A 17,108-nucleotide genomic window follows, 5' to 3' on the forward strand; every position below is an offset into this window, starting at 1 on the left:
GACGCGCAGAATCACGACGACGGACGGAGCACGGTATGCGTGAGGCGGTTGACTTCCACGCGTCCCCGGGCGGCGACATCGTCGACGCGGATGGGGACACCATCGAGTCTGATATAGACCCCACGGAGAACGCATCTACACCACGCTCCGCAGAATCGGTGTTCCACCTGCGGCCGACAATTCGCGTCGGTCTGACTATCGTCGTTGCCTTGTCTGTGTTGGTTGGATGGTTGGGATTTCGCAGCTACCAGACGCACCAGGCGCAGATCCAACGAAACCAATTTCTGCAAGTGGCCAGGCAGGGCGCGCTGAACCTAACTACGATCGACTGGCGGCATGCTGACACCGATGTACAGCGCATCCTGGATGGGGCGACAGGACAGTTACACGACGATTTCGCCAAACGGTCGAAGCCGTTTATCGAGGTCGTCAAGCAAGCCAAAGCCATCACGGTCGGTACCATCAGCTCGGCAGGGCTGGAGTCGGAGACGGCCGACACCGCCCAGGTGCTGGTGGCCATGACTGTGCAAACGTCAGACGCCGCTGCGTCTGATCAGGCGCCACGAGCATGGCGAATGCGGATCTTCGTGCAGAAGACCGACGGTCAGGTCAAAGTCTCCAACGTCGAGTTCGTGCCATGAAGTTTCCGAAGTTGCTCCGCCGCGCGGACGATCACACCAATGTCGCCTCATCGGAGGAAGCACCTGCCACGCCGGGCCCGACGGCGATCGCCGGGGACAAGCCGGACACCGATGTTGCGACTACCGAGGTCGACGAGTCAGGCGACCGTCAAAGTTCGACACCTGCGAAGCATCACATCCGCTGGGCGCGGGCGATCGCGTACGCACTACTGCCCGGCCTCGCGCTGTCGCTGGCCGTGGCCGCAGGCTTCCTGAAGTGGCAGGACGGCTCCGCGCGCACCGCTCAGTTGGCCGCCACGGAATCCGTGCGCACCGCCACCGAAAGCACCATCGCTGTGCTGTCGTATCGGGCCAATAGCGTGGAAAAGGACCTCGAGGCCGCCCGGAGCAGACTCACCGGCAAGTTCCTTAACGCCTACACGTCACTGACCCACGACGTAGTCATCCCGGGAGCCAAGCAGAAGCACATCTCTGCGTCGGCCACGGTGCCGGCCGCAGCGCCGATAGAGGCGACCGGCAGCCATGCCGTTGTTTTGCTGTTCGTAAACCAGACCGTCACCATTGGCCAAGATTCGCCGACCAACAGCGCCTCCAGCGTCCGAGTCACGCTCGACAAAGTCGACGGTCGGTGGCTGATCGCTGAGTTCGATCCCATCTGAGCCCACGGTGATGCCGCACCAATCGTTTTCCTGCGGATCCGCCACCAATATGAGAATCTCATTAGTCGCGCTGGGCTCCCGAGCGAGGCTCCGTCAGGCCGCGGCGCGAGTCGCGAGCCAGTGGGTACAGGAGTCGCTGCGCCAGATCGGCTTCGCTATGTAGTGGTCCCAGGGGGCGAGGCACTCTACATCGACCGTCATGATTTTCCGAGCGGACGAATTTGGGAGCGAGGGGCGTCGGAGTCAGCGCAAACTACCGATAGTCTGACTCGGCCTCGGAGATGAGCGCCCGGGTCATTTACCCCCCTCGGGCCAAACTCGTTGATACGCAGTGTGTTAGGCCCCGGCTGACACCGACACGACGCGTAATGTCCTAAAGCGCTGTCACAGCGACACTTTCGTGTCACCCAACGTGTCATCTTAACAATTGGAATCCTTCGGCGGGCACGATTTAGCGAAATCGTTGTCCCGGCGGCCGTTGCGATACGAAACCAAGCCAGGTCGCGCATTGAAATTCAACACAACCCTCTGGTTTTAGGATCCGCCACGAAGATGAGAACAATATGTCCGCCATTTCCATGAGAATTCTAGAGACCTGCATGTCAGGGCATCGCCGGCCGCCACGCAGCTTGAGAACCTACAGAAAGCTGTAGGTTCTCAAATCCCGTTTCCAATTCTCAAATGAAATGTCCACTTGATGTCCAATTGGACATTTGAGTGAGACGGCTGAACCCGTGGATCGTCGTCTGGCCGTAAGACAAGTCAGCTCATGACTACTGGGGCGGAGGTTCTGCTGCGGCTTACGGCCTCAAATATCAGTACCTGGCGACGCTCGAGTATTTTCTGCGACACCTGCGCGAACACCCCGAGTTGATTCCGTGCGCGGGTCTGGTCGTGGAACCGATGCTCAAAGATACCGATGACGCGAACGACGACATCGTCGATTTCGCGATCGAATTGAATGATGTTGCGGTCCACCACGTTCAGGTCAAGGCCACGACTAAGCCCGACCAATACCCACTGCAACCGGCCGATGCTCGAGCCGGTCGTCGCTGATCATTCGTTGACCATGGACGACGACAACCTCGAACTGATGCGCATCGGCCAGCCGGCCGGTAGCTGGGCCGACCGATGTGAGACTATGGCGACAATGGGCAATTGCAATTATGAGAATGAATATATGCGCAGCTACCCGGCGCGGATGCCTCCCATAGCGCGGCGGCAACTCACGGAAGCTGACGGCCTTCGCGACCGGCGTGCGCCCGGGGGCAAGGCATGAGACCGCTGCCGCAGCTCACACCGTGGAATCAATGGTTCTGGACGTCCGGCCAGGACGGCAATCTGCGCATTCAGCGCTGCACCGAGTGTGAGACGTACGTGCACCCTCCAGTGCCGATTTGTCCCTCATGCCGGGCGACAACGGCCGAGCCCGAGGTGGTTTCCGGTCGGGGGACAGTGGTGGGCTATACCGTCAACGCGCACCCATGGCTGCCCGGATTCGAGCCGCCCTACGTCATTGCCGTCGTTGCGCTCGATGAGTGCGCCGAGGTGCGCCTGACCACCAACATCGTCGGCTGCTCACCCGAGGACGTGCACGTCGGTCAGCGCGTCTCCGTGCGATTCGAAAATGTCGACGACGTCTGGATCCCGCTGTTCGAACCCACGGGTGGCACCGATGAGCGGGACCTGCTGGGGCCGCCCGCTTCTCCCGTTCCGCGTCAGCCGGTAACGACGGAGCGGTTTGAGCATCGATCCGTGATATCGGGCATCGGCCGGTCAGCCACCGGCCGCCGGCTGATGGTCGATCCGTTGTCGCTCACGATGGACGCATGTCTTGCCGCGGTTGCCGATGCCGGTTTGGAACTGTCTGATATTGACGGTCTTTCGACGTACCCGGGACCCGTGGGCATGGGTATGAGCGAAGGCGGCATCGCTGCCGTCGAGGAGGCTTTGCGCATACATCCCACGTGGATCAACGGCGGCATGGATCTACCCGGCCAGGGTGGCGCGATCATAGCCGCGATGATGGCGGTGGCCGCGGGCCTTTGCCGACACGTCCTGTGCTTCCGGACGGTGTGGGAATCGACGTATGCCGCGCTTCGGCTACCCGGGGGCGGCGGGCGCGTACCGGGGCCCCAGCAATGGTCGTTGCCGTTTGGCGCCGCCTCGGCGGCCAATTGGATCGGTGTGAATGCCAACCAGTATCTGCATCGATACGGTGCGAATCGGGAACTCTTCGGCATGATCGCCGTGAACGCGCGGCGCAATGCCGCGCTCAACCCGTCGGCCATCTACCGCGAACCGATGACCATGGACGACTACCTCGCCGCGCGGCCCATCACGTCACCGTTCGGCCTCTACGACTGCGACGTTCCCTGTGACGGCTCGATCGCGGTGGTGGTGTCCGACGCGTCGATCGGCGGTGATCTGCCGCGACTGGCCATACGCTGCGACGCCGTCGGAACGCAAGTGGCCGAACGTATCTCGTGGGATCAGGGGACGCTCACTCACGAGCCCCAGGTCATCGGCCAGGCCGCGCATTTGTGGAGCAGAACTGATCTGCGGCCCGAGGACGTCGACCTTGCGTTGCTGTACGACGGCTTTACGTTCAACTGCGTGTCGTGGCTCGAGGCCCTCGGCTTCTGCGGCTTCGGCGAGGCCCAGGGATGGCTGGATGGCGGCCGGCGCATTGCGCTGGACGGCGAGCTTCCACTGAACACGCACGGCGGCCAGCTGTCCGAGGGACGCCTGCACGGATTCGGCTTCCTCTACGAAGCGGTGCTGCAATTGCGCCACCAGGCCGGTAACCGCCAAGTCAAAGACGCACGCACCGCCGTCGTCAGTACCGGTGGGGGAGTTCCATCCGGCGTCATGCTGTTGCACCGCGCGACGTGACGTCGCGACGCTATTCGAAGGCGATGACGCCCCGGATGTTCTTGCCCGCGCGCAGGTCTTTCATGGCCTCGTTGATGTCATCGAGCTTGTACTTCTGCGTGACCAGCTCATCGAGCTTGATCAGCCCCGCCTCATACATCGCCAATAGTTTCGGCATGGCCTCGCGGGGGTTCATTTCGCCGTAGAGCACCCCCTTGAACGTCTTGCACGAACTGACCATGTCAGTGAGGACGATCGGCACCATCAGGTCGGTGATCTTCGGCATCCCGGTCAGCACGCAGGTTCCGCCCTTGCGCAACAACATCATCGCCGTCATTATCATGTCCGCCGGCACGACCCCGGGCGTGAGAACGACCCGGTCGGCCATCACCCCCCAGGTGATCTCCTTGACCAGTTCCAGCGCGGCACCGATGTCGGCAGCGGCGTGGGTGGCCCCGAACGTCGGCGCGATCTCGCGTTTGAACTCGTTGGGGTCCACGGCGACGATGTGCTTGGCGCCGGCGACTTTCGCGCCCTGCACGGCGTTCATGCCGATTCCGCCGACACCGACCACGACGACGGTATCGCCGGCTTGGGTACCCGCCGCGACCGATCCCGACCCGAATCCTGTTGTCACCCCGCAGGACACCAGCGAGGCGGCCTCTAGGGGGATCCAGTCGTGGACTTTGACGAGCGAGCGCTCGGAGGCCACCACGTATTCGGAGAAGGTGCCGACCTGCATCATCGCCATCAGGTCTTCGCCGCCGAGGTGGCGACGGCGGGTGCCGTCGGTGGTCATCGCCTTGCTGTAGATGTCGGCGCCCACGTCGCACAGGTAGGTGTAGCCACTGGCGCACCATCGGCAATTGCCGCAGGCGGGCAGAAACGAAATGGCCACATGGTCTCCGGGCTTCAGTGATGTCACCCCGGGCCCGACCGCTTCGACCACACCGGAGCCCTCGTGTCCTCCGAGCATGGGGAACCATTCGGGCACCGGAAGGCCAGACGCCCGCATCATCTCTTCCATCTCCGCTGTCGGCACACTGTCGCCGGTATAGAAGTGTTCGTCGGAGTGACAGATGCCCGCATAGGCCATCTTGACCAGCACTTCGCCCGCGTGCGGCGGATCGAGCTCCACTTCGGTGACTTCCCAATCCACACCGACACCGCGCAACACCGCTGCTTTGGACTTCATTGCGTCTCTTTCGTTAGGGGTTTCACCATTGGCGGAGTTCCTTCACCGCGTCGGAGGCGCGCGGGGCCAGTGTCAGGTAAGGGATGAAACTGCTGTTGCCGCAGTGGATCACGGAATGGACGACCTCGGTCAGGTGTTCCGCGTCAACGAGGCCGCCCACCATGTACTTGTTCTCCATCCAGTACCTGATGGCCGCTTCCAGAGCGTCGGGGTCCCAGCTTTTGTTGAACTCGGTCTGCGCGTCGCCGGCGCCGCCGAGGCTGTCGCCCACGGCGAGACGGGTGAAGCCGATCTCCGGATGTTCGATACGCCAGGCCTCAACGAGCTTGTCTAAGGCGCTCTTGGTAACCGAGTAGGCCCCGAGCAGCGGCCAAGGCGTCGTGTAGGACGCACTCAGTGAGGACAGGTATACGGCAGAGCCGGCCGTCGCCGCCAAATGCGGGGCGGCGGCCGCGGTGACGAGCGCGGCGCCGGTGACATTGGTCGCGAACAACTGTGCCCATTGTTCCGCGGTCACCTCGCGCAGTGGAGCCAACACACCCATGCCGGTCGTGTACACCAAGGCGTCAAGACCGCCGAGCGCGCCGACAACCTCGGACATCGCGTTTTTGCAGCTGTCGGTGACGGTGACGTCGCACGCGATGGCGACCGCGCCGTTGCCGGCATCCTTGGCGGCCTCGACCAGCCGGTCGTATCGACGCGCCAGTAGCGCGACGTGCGCACCGCGTTGGGCGAGCCCGGTGCCGATGCATCGGCCGAGGCCCGCGGAGGCGCCGACGATGGCGACCCGCATCGGTTGATTTCCGTTGTCAGACATCGAGCTTGGCACTCACGGAGCCGAGGGTCGAGCCCACGGTGCGTTCGAACCGACCGTGGTCGAAGCTGCGGATCTCGACGTCGTGGTCACCGGCACCGGCACGCAGGGCGCCCACCGTGCACTGCTCTCGGGTGCGGTGTTCGAACGGGTCGAACGAATACCACCGACACGCATTCTCGTAGGTGATCTTGTTGATCTCGTCGTCGGGCAGCCCGGCCATGACGAGGGCGAGTTCCTCGGCCGCCGCGGGCCACGACGAGTCGGAATGCGGGTAGTCGCACTCCCAGGCAATGTTGTCGATGCCGACGTCATGGCGCAGCTTGACCCCGATCGGATCGGCGATGAAGCAGGTCAGGAAGCGCTCCCGGAAGACCTCACTGGGCAGTCTGTCGCCGAAGTCCTGGCCCGTCCACAGGTGATGCATTTCGTACGTGCGGTCGAGCCGGTCGACGAAATACGGGATCCACCCGGTGCCGCCCTCCGAGAGCGCGAACCGTACGTCGGGGAATTGCTTGATGACTCGCGACCACAACAGGTCTGCGGCCGCCGAGCAGACATTCATCGGCTGCAGCGTGATCATCACGTCGATGGGCGCGTTGTCGGCGGTCATCGTGATCTTGCCCGACGAGCCCAGGTGGACCGAGAGCACCGTGTTGGTGTCCGACAGCGCCCGCCACATCGGATCCCAATAGTCGTCGTGGAAGCTCGGGAAGCCGAGGGTGGCGGGGTTCTCGGTGAAGGTCACTGAGTGACAACCCTTCTCGGCATTGCGACGGATCTCCTTGGCGCACAACTCCGGATCCCAAAGTACGGGTAATCCCATGGGCAGGAAGCGTCCGGGATACGACCCACACCACTCGTCGATGTGCCAGTCGTTGTACGCCTGGGTGACGGCGAGCGCGAGGCTCTTATCGGGGTGGGTGGCGAACAGCCGGCCCGCGAAGCCGGGAAAGGACGGGAAGCACATCGACGCGAGCACACCGCCCGCGTCCATGTCCTTGATTCGCTCGTGGATGTCGTAGCACCCCGGGCGCATCTCGTCGAAGGCAGTGGGTTCGATGCCGTACTCCTCGCGCGGGCGGCCCGCCACGGCGTTGAGGCCGATGTTGGGGATGATCGCGCCGTTGAACGTCCAGACCTCCGAGCCGTCGGACTGCCGGATCACCCGGGGCGTCTCGTCGGCGTACTTGTTCACAACCCTGCCCTCGAACAGGTTCGGTGGTTCCACCAGATGGTCGTCGACGCTCACCAGGATCATCTCTTCGGGCTGCATGGGACTCCTTGTGCAGAGGTTGAGAGCGAGACTATCAGGTTGTAGAGGAACTATATTCAATTACGGAAATGTACATTTTCAGAACGGTAGCGTTTGACCATGAGCAAATCCAGAAACGCTACCGCCGCAATACTTTTCGGGGCGCTATGGCGAACGAGAGCAACAGCCGGTCGAGGACCTTGGCGGCTCGGCGGCGTGCCCTGGCGGGATTTGCGGCGTGCGCGACCAGACGTGAAGCCTCCTCGAGCGCCGCGACGAGCATGTGCGTCAGCTCCCCGACGGGCTGGTCGTCGATGATGCCCTCTGCGATCGCCTCGCGGACCAACTCGTTGATGAGGGCGATGCTGTTGCCCTCCTGGATTTCGCGCAGGGTCTGCCAGCCCAGCACCACCGGACCGTCGACGAGTATCACCCTCTGCACGGCGGGCTCCGTTGCGGCTTCGAGAAATCCGTGCAGACCGCTCGTGAGCCGTTCCCACGGGTCCGTGCCGGGCGGGGGAGTGGCGATGGACCGCAGCGTAAGGTCGTTCTCAACGTCTTCGAATACGGCCCGAAACAGCTCGGCCTTGTCCTTGAAGTGGTGGTAGAAGGCACCGCGCGTGCCGACGCCCGACTTCGCCACGAGGTCACCGATGCTCGTGTTGAAGAATCCGTGCTCCACGAACAGTTCCCGGCCCGCCTCGATCAGGTCGCGGCGAGTCTGCTCGCCACGGGCACGCCGTTCATCGTCCGCACCACCGCGCTGCGCCATGCCGATGATCGTAGCAACATTCAGTCTGCATGTTGAGGGGCGTGCCCAGGTGTTATCAGCGCACGATCCCGCGAACAGTCATGAGCCCAAGGTCGGCGTGGGACTTGAAACCCGGCGGGCCATCACAGATGGCGGGGATGGCGTTCACTGGTTCCATCGCGGTCCAGGCGTAGCCGATATAGCCGGGCTTCGCGTGGTCTCGTGCATCTTCGCTGCCCCGCAGGATCAGCTCGGTTCCCGGGTCGCCGTCAATCACCACGCGGTAGTGGTAGTAGGGCTCCCAATCAGGTTTCGGCTCGATGGCGTCGTGTTCAACAAACGAGTAGAGCTCGTGCAGCGTGATGAATGGCCTGCCGTCCACCCACGCCGTCCAGAGATGATGCTGGGACGCGACGGTGCCCGTCTTGATCACACCTTTGAGGCCGGGCATGTCCATGTCCGGGGATCCCTCGTACGGGATATCGCGGGTGGCCGTGCCGAGCTGCACGTCTGTCGTGAACTTCTCCACGGTTTTACCCAGCCCTTCGACAACCATCGTCAGCGACTGTGCGAACAACGACCACGCGTCTTGGAAGAGATTTCCCTTCGCAAATTCGACCGGGGTTTTTCCGAACCCCATCTCGTCCAAGTACTTCAGGGTGTCCTTATTGAAGTTCACCGCCTCGTAGATGTGGATGTGGTCGGTCTTGCCGACGATCCGGGCTAGCGTCAGAACGAGAAGGTCCGCGGCGTAGCCGGGGTGGATGCCACCTCCGTGGAACGAAGTACCGCCTTCTTGGCACGCCGCTTCGATCTTGTCGATGTCCGCGGTGTTGGTTTCGGTCCGATGCCACCACGCACCACCCGAGGCAACGACGCTCTTTCCTCCGCGGAGCAGTCGGCAGATCTCGTCGACGTCCGACCAGAGCGGCGCGTAGAACACGCAATCGGCGTCGAGTGTCTCCAAGGTGGCCTTATCGGTGGTTGCGTGTACCCCGATCGGTCCTACCCCGACGAGTTCACCGGCGTCCCTACCGACCTTCTCCGGGCGATTACAAAGCACTCCGACCACTTCGTAGAGAGGGTTGTGTGCGAAGTGGCGCAGTGCGATCGTGCCGACATTACCCATGCCCCACTGGATCACGCGGTACTTCTTCTGGATTGACGGCGCGTGGGACTCCTGCGTCGATGTGAGCGTCATTCCGTCTCCTCCGGATGTGATCCCCCGCTCGGAAAAACTAACATGCCGAAAGTTCGCTTTGCACTTTTCGTAAACCACCATTTTCGGCGGGTGCGAGTTTGCGGTGGCGCGGTGGGCCTCAACCTCCATACTGTATGTTGCCGCTATGGCAGACGATGAGGTTCGCGCGTACGGGTCGGTCGCTCCTCTGAAAGTCGGCTTGCTCAACGACTATCCGACCACAGGCGACACCGACAACGACAGCCTCGACGCGCTGCGGCTGGTGATGGACGAAGCCCTTTCCTCCGGGCTGCTCGACCGGCCGATCGAACTCGTCACCCGCAACGCGGTGGGCTTGCCCAACGGTACCTATCTTGCGGTCGAACGGGCCTTCGACGAGCTCGTGGCGGAGGGGTGTCTGGCCATTTTCGGCCCCTGGGTGTCCGACAACGTGGTGCCGCTGCGATCCCACGTCGAGGCCACCGCACGGGTTCCGATCGTCACCCTGTCGGGTTCGGAGGGGGCTCTCGGCGACTGGTGTTTCGCACTGAACAACGGCTCGATGCCCGAGGAGCCGGTGATGCTGGCCGCGGTGATGATCGGCGACGGTCGATCGCGCATCGCCATTGCCTACGAGGCATCGCTCATCGGTAAGGAGTACCTCGCCTTCGCCGAGAGAGCCTACGACGCCGCGGGTTTGAAGGTCGTTGCGACCGTGGCGATTCCCCAGGTCGAAGCCGACAAGTCCGAGACGGTCACTGCGTTGCGTGCGGCGGAACCCGACGCGCTGGTGCACGTCGGGTTCGGGCACGGGCTGTGGGGCTTCACGGATGCGCTGCGCGCCGCGGGCTGGGATCCGCCGCGATACACGACGACGGCGTTCGAAATGGCACACATCAGCGCGGAGTGGAGGCGGCACCTATCCGGATGGATCGGCCTGGACAGCTACGACGAGCGCAACACGGTCGGACAGGCCTTCCTCGACCGCTTCGAGGCGCGATACGGTCGCCGGCCCGGACACTCGATGCCGGGCCTGTCGCACGACGCGGCCACCGTGATCGTGCGTGGTCTCGCCGCGGCACGGCCGTTGACCGGGGAGGGTGTGAAGAACGGGATGGAGCAGGTGAAGCTCGTCCCGTCGGCCAGCGGCGCGCCGGGAACGTTCCTGCGATTCGGCCGGTTCATCCGACAGGGGTGGATGGGTTCCGATTATCTCGTGGCCCGAAGGGTTTTGCCCGACGGCAGCGCGCACGTTTTCCATGCGGCGCCCAGCGACCACATCGCCCGCGCGGTCGGTGGTGCCTCAGGCTAGTTGGATCGCGCCGAACACCGGTGCTGTCACGACACCGGGTGGCCGGGCCAGCACGTACGGTATGGCGCGAACCGCGCTCATCGCGATCATCAGGTGACCTGGCATGGCGTGCTGGCCCGTCGATGGCGCGCCGTCGAATGCCACGTCGAGCTGGAGTTCAAAGCTGGGCTCACCTTTGATGACCGCGCGGATCAGCGGCGCCTTTTCGCCGGGCGCCAATGGAGCCATGCCCCATTGTGGAAGGTCGCGGGTGAGCACCCACTCCTCGTGAATGGCCAGCAACGGGCGTCCCGACCAGTGGCCGACCCACGAGAATCGCTGCCCGACAACCGTTCCCGCCTCGATCGTGCCGGCCAGGACGTCGATGTCGTGGGGCAGTGTGGTGGCGTCGACCGCCACGTCGATGTGGGACAGGGTGATCCCGAGGACGTCGGCCGTCGCATTGAGGGCCTGGCGGTAGGCCATGTCGAGCTTCTTGATGATCGGGGAGTCAATGCTGACGTCTTCCGGCGGTCTGCCCATGCCCATCAGGTCGACGAGCATCGGCCGACTGTCCACGGCGGAGACGTCGGTGGCCTCGTAGAGGTCGATGCGGTCGATGGACTTACTCAGCCCCGTCACCGTCGCGACGAGCCGCTCGAACATGAAACCGGGGTTCTCACCCGCCGCGTGAAAGCGTGACCCGCCCGCTCGGCACGCCCTGGCGAACATTGCCTCGGTCTCTTCGCCGTAGGTGGGTAGGTGGTTGTACGACGTGGTGGTGATGACGGTGCTACCCGCCGCGAGCAGGCGGCAGATGTCCGCAGCGTTCGTCTCGACGGCGTGGGCCTTGCTGGCCGCGTGCACGACGACATCGGCGCCCAGGGCGATGATCTCGTCCTTGTCCGTCGTGGCGATCACACCCGTCGTCGGTGGCCGCCCGCAGAGCACACCCGCGTCGAGGCCGGCCTTCGCCGGGTCGTACACGAGCACGCCCACTAACTGATAACGCGGGTTTTCAATAAGCTCCTGCAGTGCGGCCCGGCCGACGGCGCCGGTCGCCCATTGCACGACTCGAATAACCAATCGAACGCTCCAGGTTGCTCTTTCGGACTTCCCCGAGTTCTGGTTGGTTCAACCTACATGATGTAGGTTTGCAACCGACAAGGTGTAGGTTGAACGGTCGTACGGGAGGTGGGCACGTGACGGAGCCTGCGGTTGCTGGCGACATCGAGCAGCGCATCCGTGATGCGCAGGAGAAGTTCAACGCCGGAATGGGCGCCGACGGCGCCGCGACCCCCTACCCGCTGCTGCGCGAGTTGCGGCGGAAGGCGGCCGTTCACCCCGGCTGGCCGGAGATGGGCGTCCCCGAGGACGGACCGGACGGCACGAAGACATTCACGGCGTACTCGTTCGACGCGGTCAAGGCCGTCTTCACCGACAACATCACGTTCAGCACCCGGATCTACGAGGACATGGTGCGACCGCTGCAAGGCCCGACGATCCTGGAAATGCAGGAACCCGAACACGCGACGTATCGCAGATTGCACGAATTCGCGTTCGCCAGGTCCTCGATGAAACGCTGGGACACCGAACTCGTTGGGCCCCTAGTGGACCGCACGATCGCGAAGTTCCGCGACAACAAGCGCGCCGACGTGGTCAATGCGGTGTTCATGCCGATCCCGGTCCGGATCATCGCCGCCCTGCTCGGCTTGCCCGAATCCGATGTCGGCGAGTTTCACCGGCTGGCCATCGACCTGCTGGGCTTTCGTGCCGACATGGAAACGGCGATGAAGGCCTCGGCTCAGATGAAGGAGTATTTCGTCGGAGTCCTCGCCGACCGGCGCAAGTCGCCGAAGGACGACATGGTGACCATCCTGTCTCGGGCCGAGATCGACGGCGTCAAAATGTCCGATGAACAAATCTACGGATTCATGCGCAATCTCTTGCCCGCGGGAGCAGAGACCACGTCGCGCTCGACGGCCAGCCTCGCGCTGGGTCTGTTGACCCACACCGACCAGCTCGATGCGCTGCGCGCCGATCGCAGCCTGTTGCCGCAGGCGATCGAGGAGGGCATCCGGTGGGAGACGCCGCTGCTCAACTTCATCCGAGAGGTCACTGCCGACATCGACTTTTTCGGGCTCCATATCCCGAAGGGTTCGACGATGATGGTCAACCTCGGCAGTGCCAACCATGACGAGACGCGATGGGAGGACGCCGAGTCCTTCGACATTTTCCGGGAGCGCAAGCCGCACATCGGGTTCGGTCATGGCGCGCACGTGTGCCTGGGAATGCACCTGGCGCGGTTGGAGAGCACCAAGATCTTCGACGCCTTGCTCGACGAACTCCCGGGGCTGCGGCTGGACCCCGACGCCCCGCCGCCCTACGTGACCGGCACCATGTTTCGATCACCGTCGCGCCTCGACGTGGTATGGGACTAGAGGAAGCCGCCTGACATGACTCGCGTGATCCAGTGGGCCACCGGGGTGACCGGAACGATGTCCTTGCGTCACGTCTTGAGCCGGCCGGACCTGGAACTGGTCGGCGTGCGGGTCTACGACGCGGGCAAAGCCGGGGTCGACGCGGGCGCGCTGTGCGGGGTCCCCGAAGCGGGAGTGTTGACGACCGCCGATCGCGACACCATCATCGGAACCGATGCCGACGTGGTGCTCTACATGGGAAAAGTCGAGACCGACACGCCGGGCTGCTTCGCCGATGTCTGTGATCTCTTGGCGTCGGGCAAAAATGTCGTAGCCACCGGCAGTCGGTTTGTTCATCCCCGCTCACTGCACGAATCGCTGGCCGACGCCATCGAAAAAGCTTGCCGCACCGGCGGTTCGTCGTTCCTGGGGCTGGGCCTGTATCCGGGCTTCGTCGGCGAGTCGCTCGCGCCGATCCTGTCCCGGCTGACCGAGCGCACCGACCGGATCAGTGTGCGGGAGGTGCTGAACTACTCGACCTACGCAAGCCGCGACCTGATCTTCAATGCGATGGGCTTCGGTCATGCGCCGGATGATCCCACCCCGTTGCTGACCAACACCGACTATGCCGCGAGCGCATGGATCGGCAGCGCGACGATTCTTGCGCAGGCGCTCGGACTCCATATCCGGTCCGTCGAGGGGTTCCGCGAGGTCGTGACGACGCCGAGGGCGCTGACGGTGGCCGCCGGGGAGATTCCGGCAGGGACCGTGGGCGCCATGCGCTTCGGCGTCGTGGTCGACTGCGGCGAGACCACACTCGCCGTCGAACACCTGACCCGGATGGCCGACGACCTGGCCCCCGATTGGCCGACGGAGATCGGTTATGCGGTGACCTTGGAGGGCAAGCCCACCGTGACCGTTCAACTGGTGATCGGCTCCCACGGGGAGGATCACGCCGAACAGGGCTGTCTGGCCACCGCGATGCACGCCATCAACGCCATCCCGGCCGTGATCGCGGCTGAGCCGGGGCTCTACGACTTGTCGACGATTACGCCGTTCGTCGCGCACTGGACTGAGCGCGGCGCCGTGCCCACGACGTAGGCGCTTACCCCTACATCCGCCGCGACCCAGCGAGGAGAGTTGAGTGGTCAAACCTATTGATTTCCAGGTCCTTCGCGAGGCACCGTCCCTGGCCCACTACCGGCGCGAATGGGTCCCGAGTCTCGGCATGGGACTGTCGGGAATCTGGCTCGGCGCAGTCGTCGCCGACGCATCCGGTCAGAACTACTGGGGGGTGCGGGGATGCGACGACTTTCTCACCGGAATGACTCACGTCGTGTCCCCGGTGTGCGGATTCCGATCACTGCCGAAAGACCTTGGCATCGACGCACCCCACCTATACCCCGAGTACTCGACGCTCGACTGGTTTGAACCGCTGCAATACGTCGATGACGGCAAGATTGTGAAGCTGTCGTATCCGAGCGGACGAATCGAGCGCGACACCAACGAGTTTCACTGGTATGACGCCAGCAATCGATGGGAGATACACGGACGGACCGTCAGCGACATCGTCCTCACGCACGTGCCCACGCAGGACGGTATCGACGACGATGTTTACTACCGTCACGAGTTGATGTACGCCACCGGCACGGTCGATGGTGTCGAGGTGTCCGGCTACGCACACCAGGACTTCGCGTATGGGCCGCCGCAAAAGGTGTACACCGAACTCCCCATCGCCCGTCATCTGCAAGGCATGTGGGTGTCCTGGCTGCATGAGTTCGACGATGGGCAGTTGGGTGGCGGCAGCTTCTGGCAGGGCCGCGAAGGTGTCGATTTCGGTCCGGGCTATCAGCTCAAAGACGGTGTCACCACGGTATATAAGGACATCGCCGCGGAGCCGACATTCAACCAGGCCGGAAGGATGACCGCGCTCGACGCGACCATCGGCGCCGATTCTTACACCTTCACCTTCGAATCCAGCGGGAGCCCGCTGCACGTCTTCGGTTCCGTGACACGCACCTCGTCGGGGATGCGGCCGGCGCGAAGCTGGTGCTGGGTCGAATACACCGGAACCCTGCTGACACCGGAGCTGCTCGACGCGGCCACCGCGATGTTCGCGCTGGCTCGCGTGCTCGACCGGTGATGTGGGTCAGATGAAGTCCGAACCTCCGTCGACGTTGACGGTGGCCCCCGTCACGTAGCCGTTTCGCCGTGAAGCCAGATACGCGGTGATGGACGCGATCTCTTCGGGCATCCCGGCACGACCGACGTCGCAGGGATGGCCGTAGGTCTTCTCGACCCAGGTCATCACATGTTTCGGATCCGATGAGTCGAGTCCGTCGGCGTCGAGCACATCCCGCAAGATCTCGGTGAAACTGGCCGTCACGATGGTACCGGGGCAGACGCAGTTGACCAGGATTCCCTCGGTGCCAAGGCTTTTAGACAGGTTCTTGGTGAAACTGGACAGGGCTGATTTGGTGGCCGTGTAAGCCACCAGGCGCGGGCTCTGGCGCTGGATCGAGTGCGCCGAGAGGGTGACGATGCGGGCCCACTCGGCGGCTCGCAACATCGGCAGTGCGGCCCGCACCGAGCGCACAGCAGAGAGCGTTCCCAGTTCGAACGCGGCGTGCCAGTCGTTGTCATCGAGATCCTCGAATGCGCCCGCGTTCGGTCCGACGGTGTGCACCAGGACGTTCAGGCTGTCCCAGGCATGACCAACGGACGCGAACGCCGATGCGATGGATTCGGTGTCGGACATGTCGACGCTGATCGTCAGCACTTCGGGAGCTCCCGCACTGCGGATTTGCCTCGCAGCCGAGTCCAAGGCGGCCTGGCCGCGCGCCATGATCGCCACGGAAGCGCCCTCGGCGCCGAGCCCCTCGGCGATCGCCAGCCCCATTCCCTTGCTGCCTCCGGTGACAACCGCGGTGGCGCCGTCGAAACCCAGGTCCATTGAGCCGTCCTCTGAGGTGCTGTGAAGGGCTACTGGCCCTTGATGATTCGGGGCGCCAGGTGAACGATCTCGCTGACCACTGTCGGGTTGGCGCGCGACATCGCGATCAGGGAAAGCATTGCGTTGGCCACGTCCTCCACCGTAGACATCTCGTCCGGGATCTGACCCCCGTGCGCCCAGGCGCGATATAGATCGGCCAGCAGGTCCCGGTCGGCTCCGCGCAGGATCTCGGTGTCACAAGTGGGGCCGACGCTGACCCGGATCACGGCGATCTCGGGATGTTCGGCCCGCCAGGAGCGCAAGATCTCGTCGAGCGCGGCCTTGCTCGCGTGATACGCGGCCACACCCGCGCGGGGGCGGCCTACATCGTGGCTCGACGCGATGACGACCGTCGCGCTGTCGGTCAAGTGGGGGAGGGCCGTCCGCAGTACGTGGGAGGCCCCTACGGCGTTGACGGCGTACGCGTGCAGCCAGGTCTCCACGTCGGTCTCTTCGATCAGCGCGAACGGCACCACGGCACTGGTGAAAACCACTGCGTCGAGCTTCCCGAAGTTGGCGGCAACGGCGCTGATGACGGATTCGATGGCGCGCGGATCGGACACGTCGAGTTCGTGGGCCGTTCCACCGAGCCGATCAGCTAGTTCCGAAAGGCGGTCTACCCGCCGAGCGGCGAGGGCCACCGCAGCACCCCTGGAGTGGGCGGCAAGGGCCAACGCCTGCCCGATGCCGGACGATGCCCCGATGATCAACATCCGCGTCCCCGCGATGCTGGAGTGCCGGTCGCTCATTGCCTGCTTCCTTTGGATGTTTTCATGATTGACGGCTGCGCCGACACTACCTTGATTCTCGCATATGAGAATCATTATTCTCAGGCGGGCCGGATCGGCCGCGCTCGACTCGGGCAAAACGGCCGGTTCCGGGGCAGCTGTGCTGCCTTTCGTCGATCGGCGCTGACATGTGCGGTGCGACGAACGGGACGCGTGTCCGTCAGCAAAAGAAACCGCCGGCAAACCCGCGGAGGTCACGGGCAAAGTCTGACCAAACTGGGCGGAAGGCTTGTTTGCGATTTGCGATA

General features: G+C 63.8%; 17 protein-coding genes. 8 read left to right on the forward strand and 9 right to left on the reverse strand.

Going from position 1 to position 17,108, the window contains the following annotated elements; genetic code table 11:
• The first annotated feature begins 35 nt into the window (after positions 1-35).
• Both P6281_RS09135 and P6281_RS09140 read left to right on the forward strand, forming a co-directional pair.
• Positions 36-641 carry a mammalian cell entry protein gene (locus tag P6281_RS09135; protein ID WP_324738820.1) on the forward strand — a complete coding sequence of 202 codons (606 nt, stop codon included), beginning with the start codon at positions 36-38 and terminating at the stop codon, positions 639-641.
• Positions 638-1,300, forward strand: coding sequence for a hypothetical protein (locus tag P6281_RS09140; protein ID WP_324738821.1), 663 nt, complete (start codon positions 638-640; stop codon positions 1,298-1,300). Before P6281_RS09135 ends, P6281_RS09140 begins: the two co-directional genes overlap by 4 nt.
• 762 nt (positions 1,301-2,062) lie before the next feature.
• On the opposite strand, the gene P6281_RS09145 is transcribed toward P6281_RS09140, so the two are convergent.
• The gene (locus tag P6281_RS09145; RefSeq protein ID WP_009976076.1) at positions 2,063-2,326 is read right to left on the reverse strand and encodes a hypothetical protein; all 264 of its coding nucleotides are present in this window, start codon (positions 2,324-2,326) and stop codon (positions 2,063-2,065) included.
• 7 nt (positions 2,327-2,333) lie between these two features.
• Here P6281_RS09145 and P6281_RS09150 point away from each other — a divergent pair, with 7 nt between their 5' ends.
• Complete coding sequence (locus tag P6281_RS09150; protein WP_202349014.1) at positions 2,334-2,579, forward strand: hypothetical protein; 246 nt, start codon at positions 2,334-2,336, stop codon at positions 2,577-2,579.
• Positions 2,576-4,195 carry a thiolase C-terminal domain-containing protein gene (locus P6281_RS09155; RefSeq protein ID WP_038535724.1) on the forward strand — a complete coding sequence of 540 codons (1,620 nt, stop codon included), beginning with the start codon at positions 2,576-2,578 and terminating at the stop codon, positions 4,193-4,195. Before P6281_RS09150 ends, P6281_RS09155 begins: the two co-directional genes overlap by 4 nt.
• A gap of 10 nt (positions 4,196-4,205) precedes the next feature.
• Here P6281_RS09155 and P6281_RS09160 read toward each other — a convergent pair whose 3' ends face one another.
• The 5 genes from P6281_RS09160 to P6281_RS09180 form a co-directional block, all read right to left on the reverse strand.
• Positions 4,206-5,369 carry an NDMA-dependent alcohol dehydrogenase gene (locus tag P6281_RS09160; protein WP_009976079.1) on the reverse strand — a complete coding sequence of 388 codons (1,164 nt, stop codon included), beginning with the start codon at positions 5,367-5,369 and terminating at the stop codon, positions 4,206-4,208.
• Positions 5,370-5,391: 22 nt separating this feature from the next.
• Positions 5,392-6,162 (reverse strand): SDR family oxidoreductase, encoded by a 771-nt coding sequence (locus P6281_RS09165; protein ID WP_373368690.1) that lies wholly within the window; start codon positions 6,160-6,162, stop codon positions 5,392-5,394.
• Positions 6,163-6,178: 16 nt separating this feature from the next.
• On the reverse strand, positions 6,179-7,459 hold the full coding sequence (locus P6281_RS09170; RefSeq protein WP_038535730.1) for an amidohydrolase family protein: 1,281 nt from the start codon (positions 7,457-7,459) through the stop codon (positions 6,179-6,181).
• Positions 7,460-7,577: 118 nt separating this feature from the next.
• Positions 7,578-8,210, reverse strand: a complete 633-nt coding sequence (locus P6281_RS09175; RefSeq protein ID WP_014382226.1) for a TetR/AcrR family transcriptional regulator — start codon at positions 8,208-8,210, stop codon at positions 7,578-7,580.
• 55 nt (positions 8,211-8,265) lie between these two features.
• Positions 8,266-9,390, reverse strand: coding sequence for an NAD(P)H-dependent amine dehydrogenase family protein (locus P6281_RS09180; RefSeq protein ID WP_009976085.1), 1,125 nt, complete (start codon positions 9,388-9,390; stop codon positions 8,266-8,268).
• Positions 9,391-9,535: 145 nt separating this feature from the next.
• On the opposite strand from P6281_RS09180, the gene P6281_RS09185 reads away from it, so the two are divergent.
• Complete coding sequence (locus P6281_RS09185) at positions 9,536-10,681, forward strand: ABC transporter substrate-binding protein (RefSeq protein WP_324738822.1); 1,146 nt, start codon at positions 9,536-9,538, stop codon at positions 10,679-10,681.
• Here P6281_RS09185 and P6281_RS09190 read toward each other — a convergent pair.
• Positions 10,673-11,731, reverse strand: coding sequence for an NAD(P)H-dependent amine dehydrogenase family protein (locus tag P6281_RS09190; protein ID WP_014379726.1), 1,059 nt, complete (start codon positions 11,729-11,731; stop codon positions 10,673-10,675). The genes P6281_RS09185 and P6281_RS09190 overlap by 9 nt on opposite strands.
• Positions 11,732-11,862: 131 nt before the next feature.
• On the opposite strand from P6281_RS09190, the gene P6281_RS09195 reads away from it, so the two are divergent.
• Genes P6281_RS09195 through P6281_RS09205 form a run of 3 tightly spaced genes read left to right on the forward strand, consistent with a single transcriptional unit; the run spans position 11,863 to position 15,223 of the window.
• Positions 11,863-13,101: a cytochrome P450 gene (locus P6281_RS09195; protein ID WP_009976092.1), complete on the forward strand. Its 1,239-nt coding sequence runs from the start codon at positions 11,863-11,865 to the stop codon at positions 13,099-13,101.
• Positions 13,102-13,116: 15 nt separating this feature from the next.
• On the forward strand, positions 13,117-14,181 hold the full coding sequence (locus tag P6281_RS09200) for an NAD(P)H-dependent amine dehydrogenase family protein (RefSeq protein WP_324738823.1): 1,065 nt from the start codon (positions 13,117-13,119) through the stop codon (positions 14,179-14,181).
• Between the two features lie 43 nt (positions 14,182-14,224).
• Entirely contained in the window at positions 14,225-15,223 is a 999-nt protein-coding gene (locus P6281_RS09205; protein WP_238963642.1) for a hypothetical protein, read from the forward strand.
• Between the two features lie 6 nt (positions 15,224-15,229).
• Here the strand turns inward: P6281_RS09205 and P6281_RS09210 are convergent, their stop codons facing one another.
• Together P6281_RS09210 and P6281_RS09215 are read right to left on the reverse strand one after the other, a co-directional pair.
• Positions 15,230-16,033 carry an SDR family NAD(P)-dependent oxidoreductase gene (locus P6281_RS09210; RefSeq protein ID WP_324738824.1) on the reverse strand — a complete coding sequence of 268 codons (804 nt, stop codon included), beginning with the start codon at positions 16,031-16,033 and terminating at the stop codon, positions 15,230-15,232.
• A gap of 29 nt (positions 16,034-16,062) precedes the next feature.
• On the reverse strand, positions 16,063-16,821 hold the full coding sequence (locus P6281_RS09215; protein WP_009976099.1) for an SDR family oxidoreductase: 759 nt from the start codon (positions 16,819-16,821) through the stop codon (positions 16,063-16,065).
• Between the last annotated feature and the right edge of the window lie 287 nt (positions 16,822-17,108).

The sequence above is a fragment of the Mycobacterium sp. 5-140-3-2 genome (assembly GCF_035666375.1).
Classification (GTDB): Bacteria; Actinomycetota; Actinomycetes; order Mycobacteriales; family Mycobacteriaceae; genus Mycobacterium; species Mycobacterium intracellulare.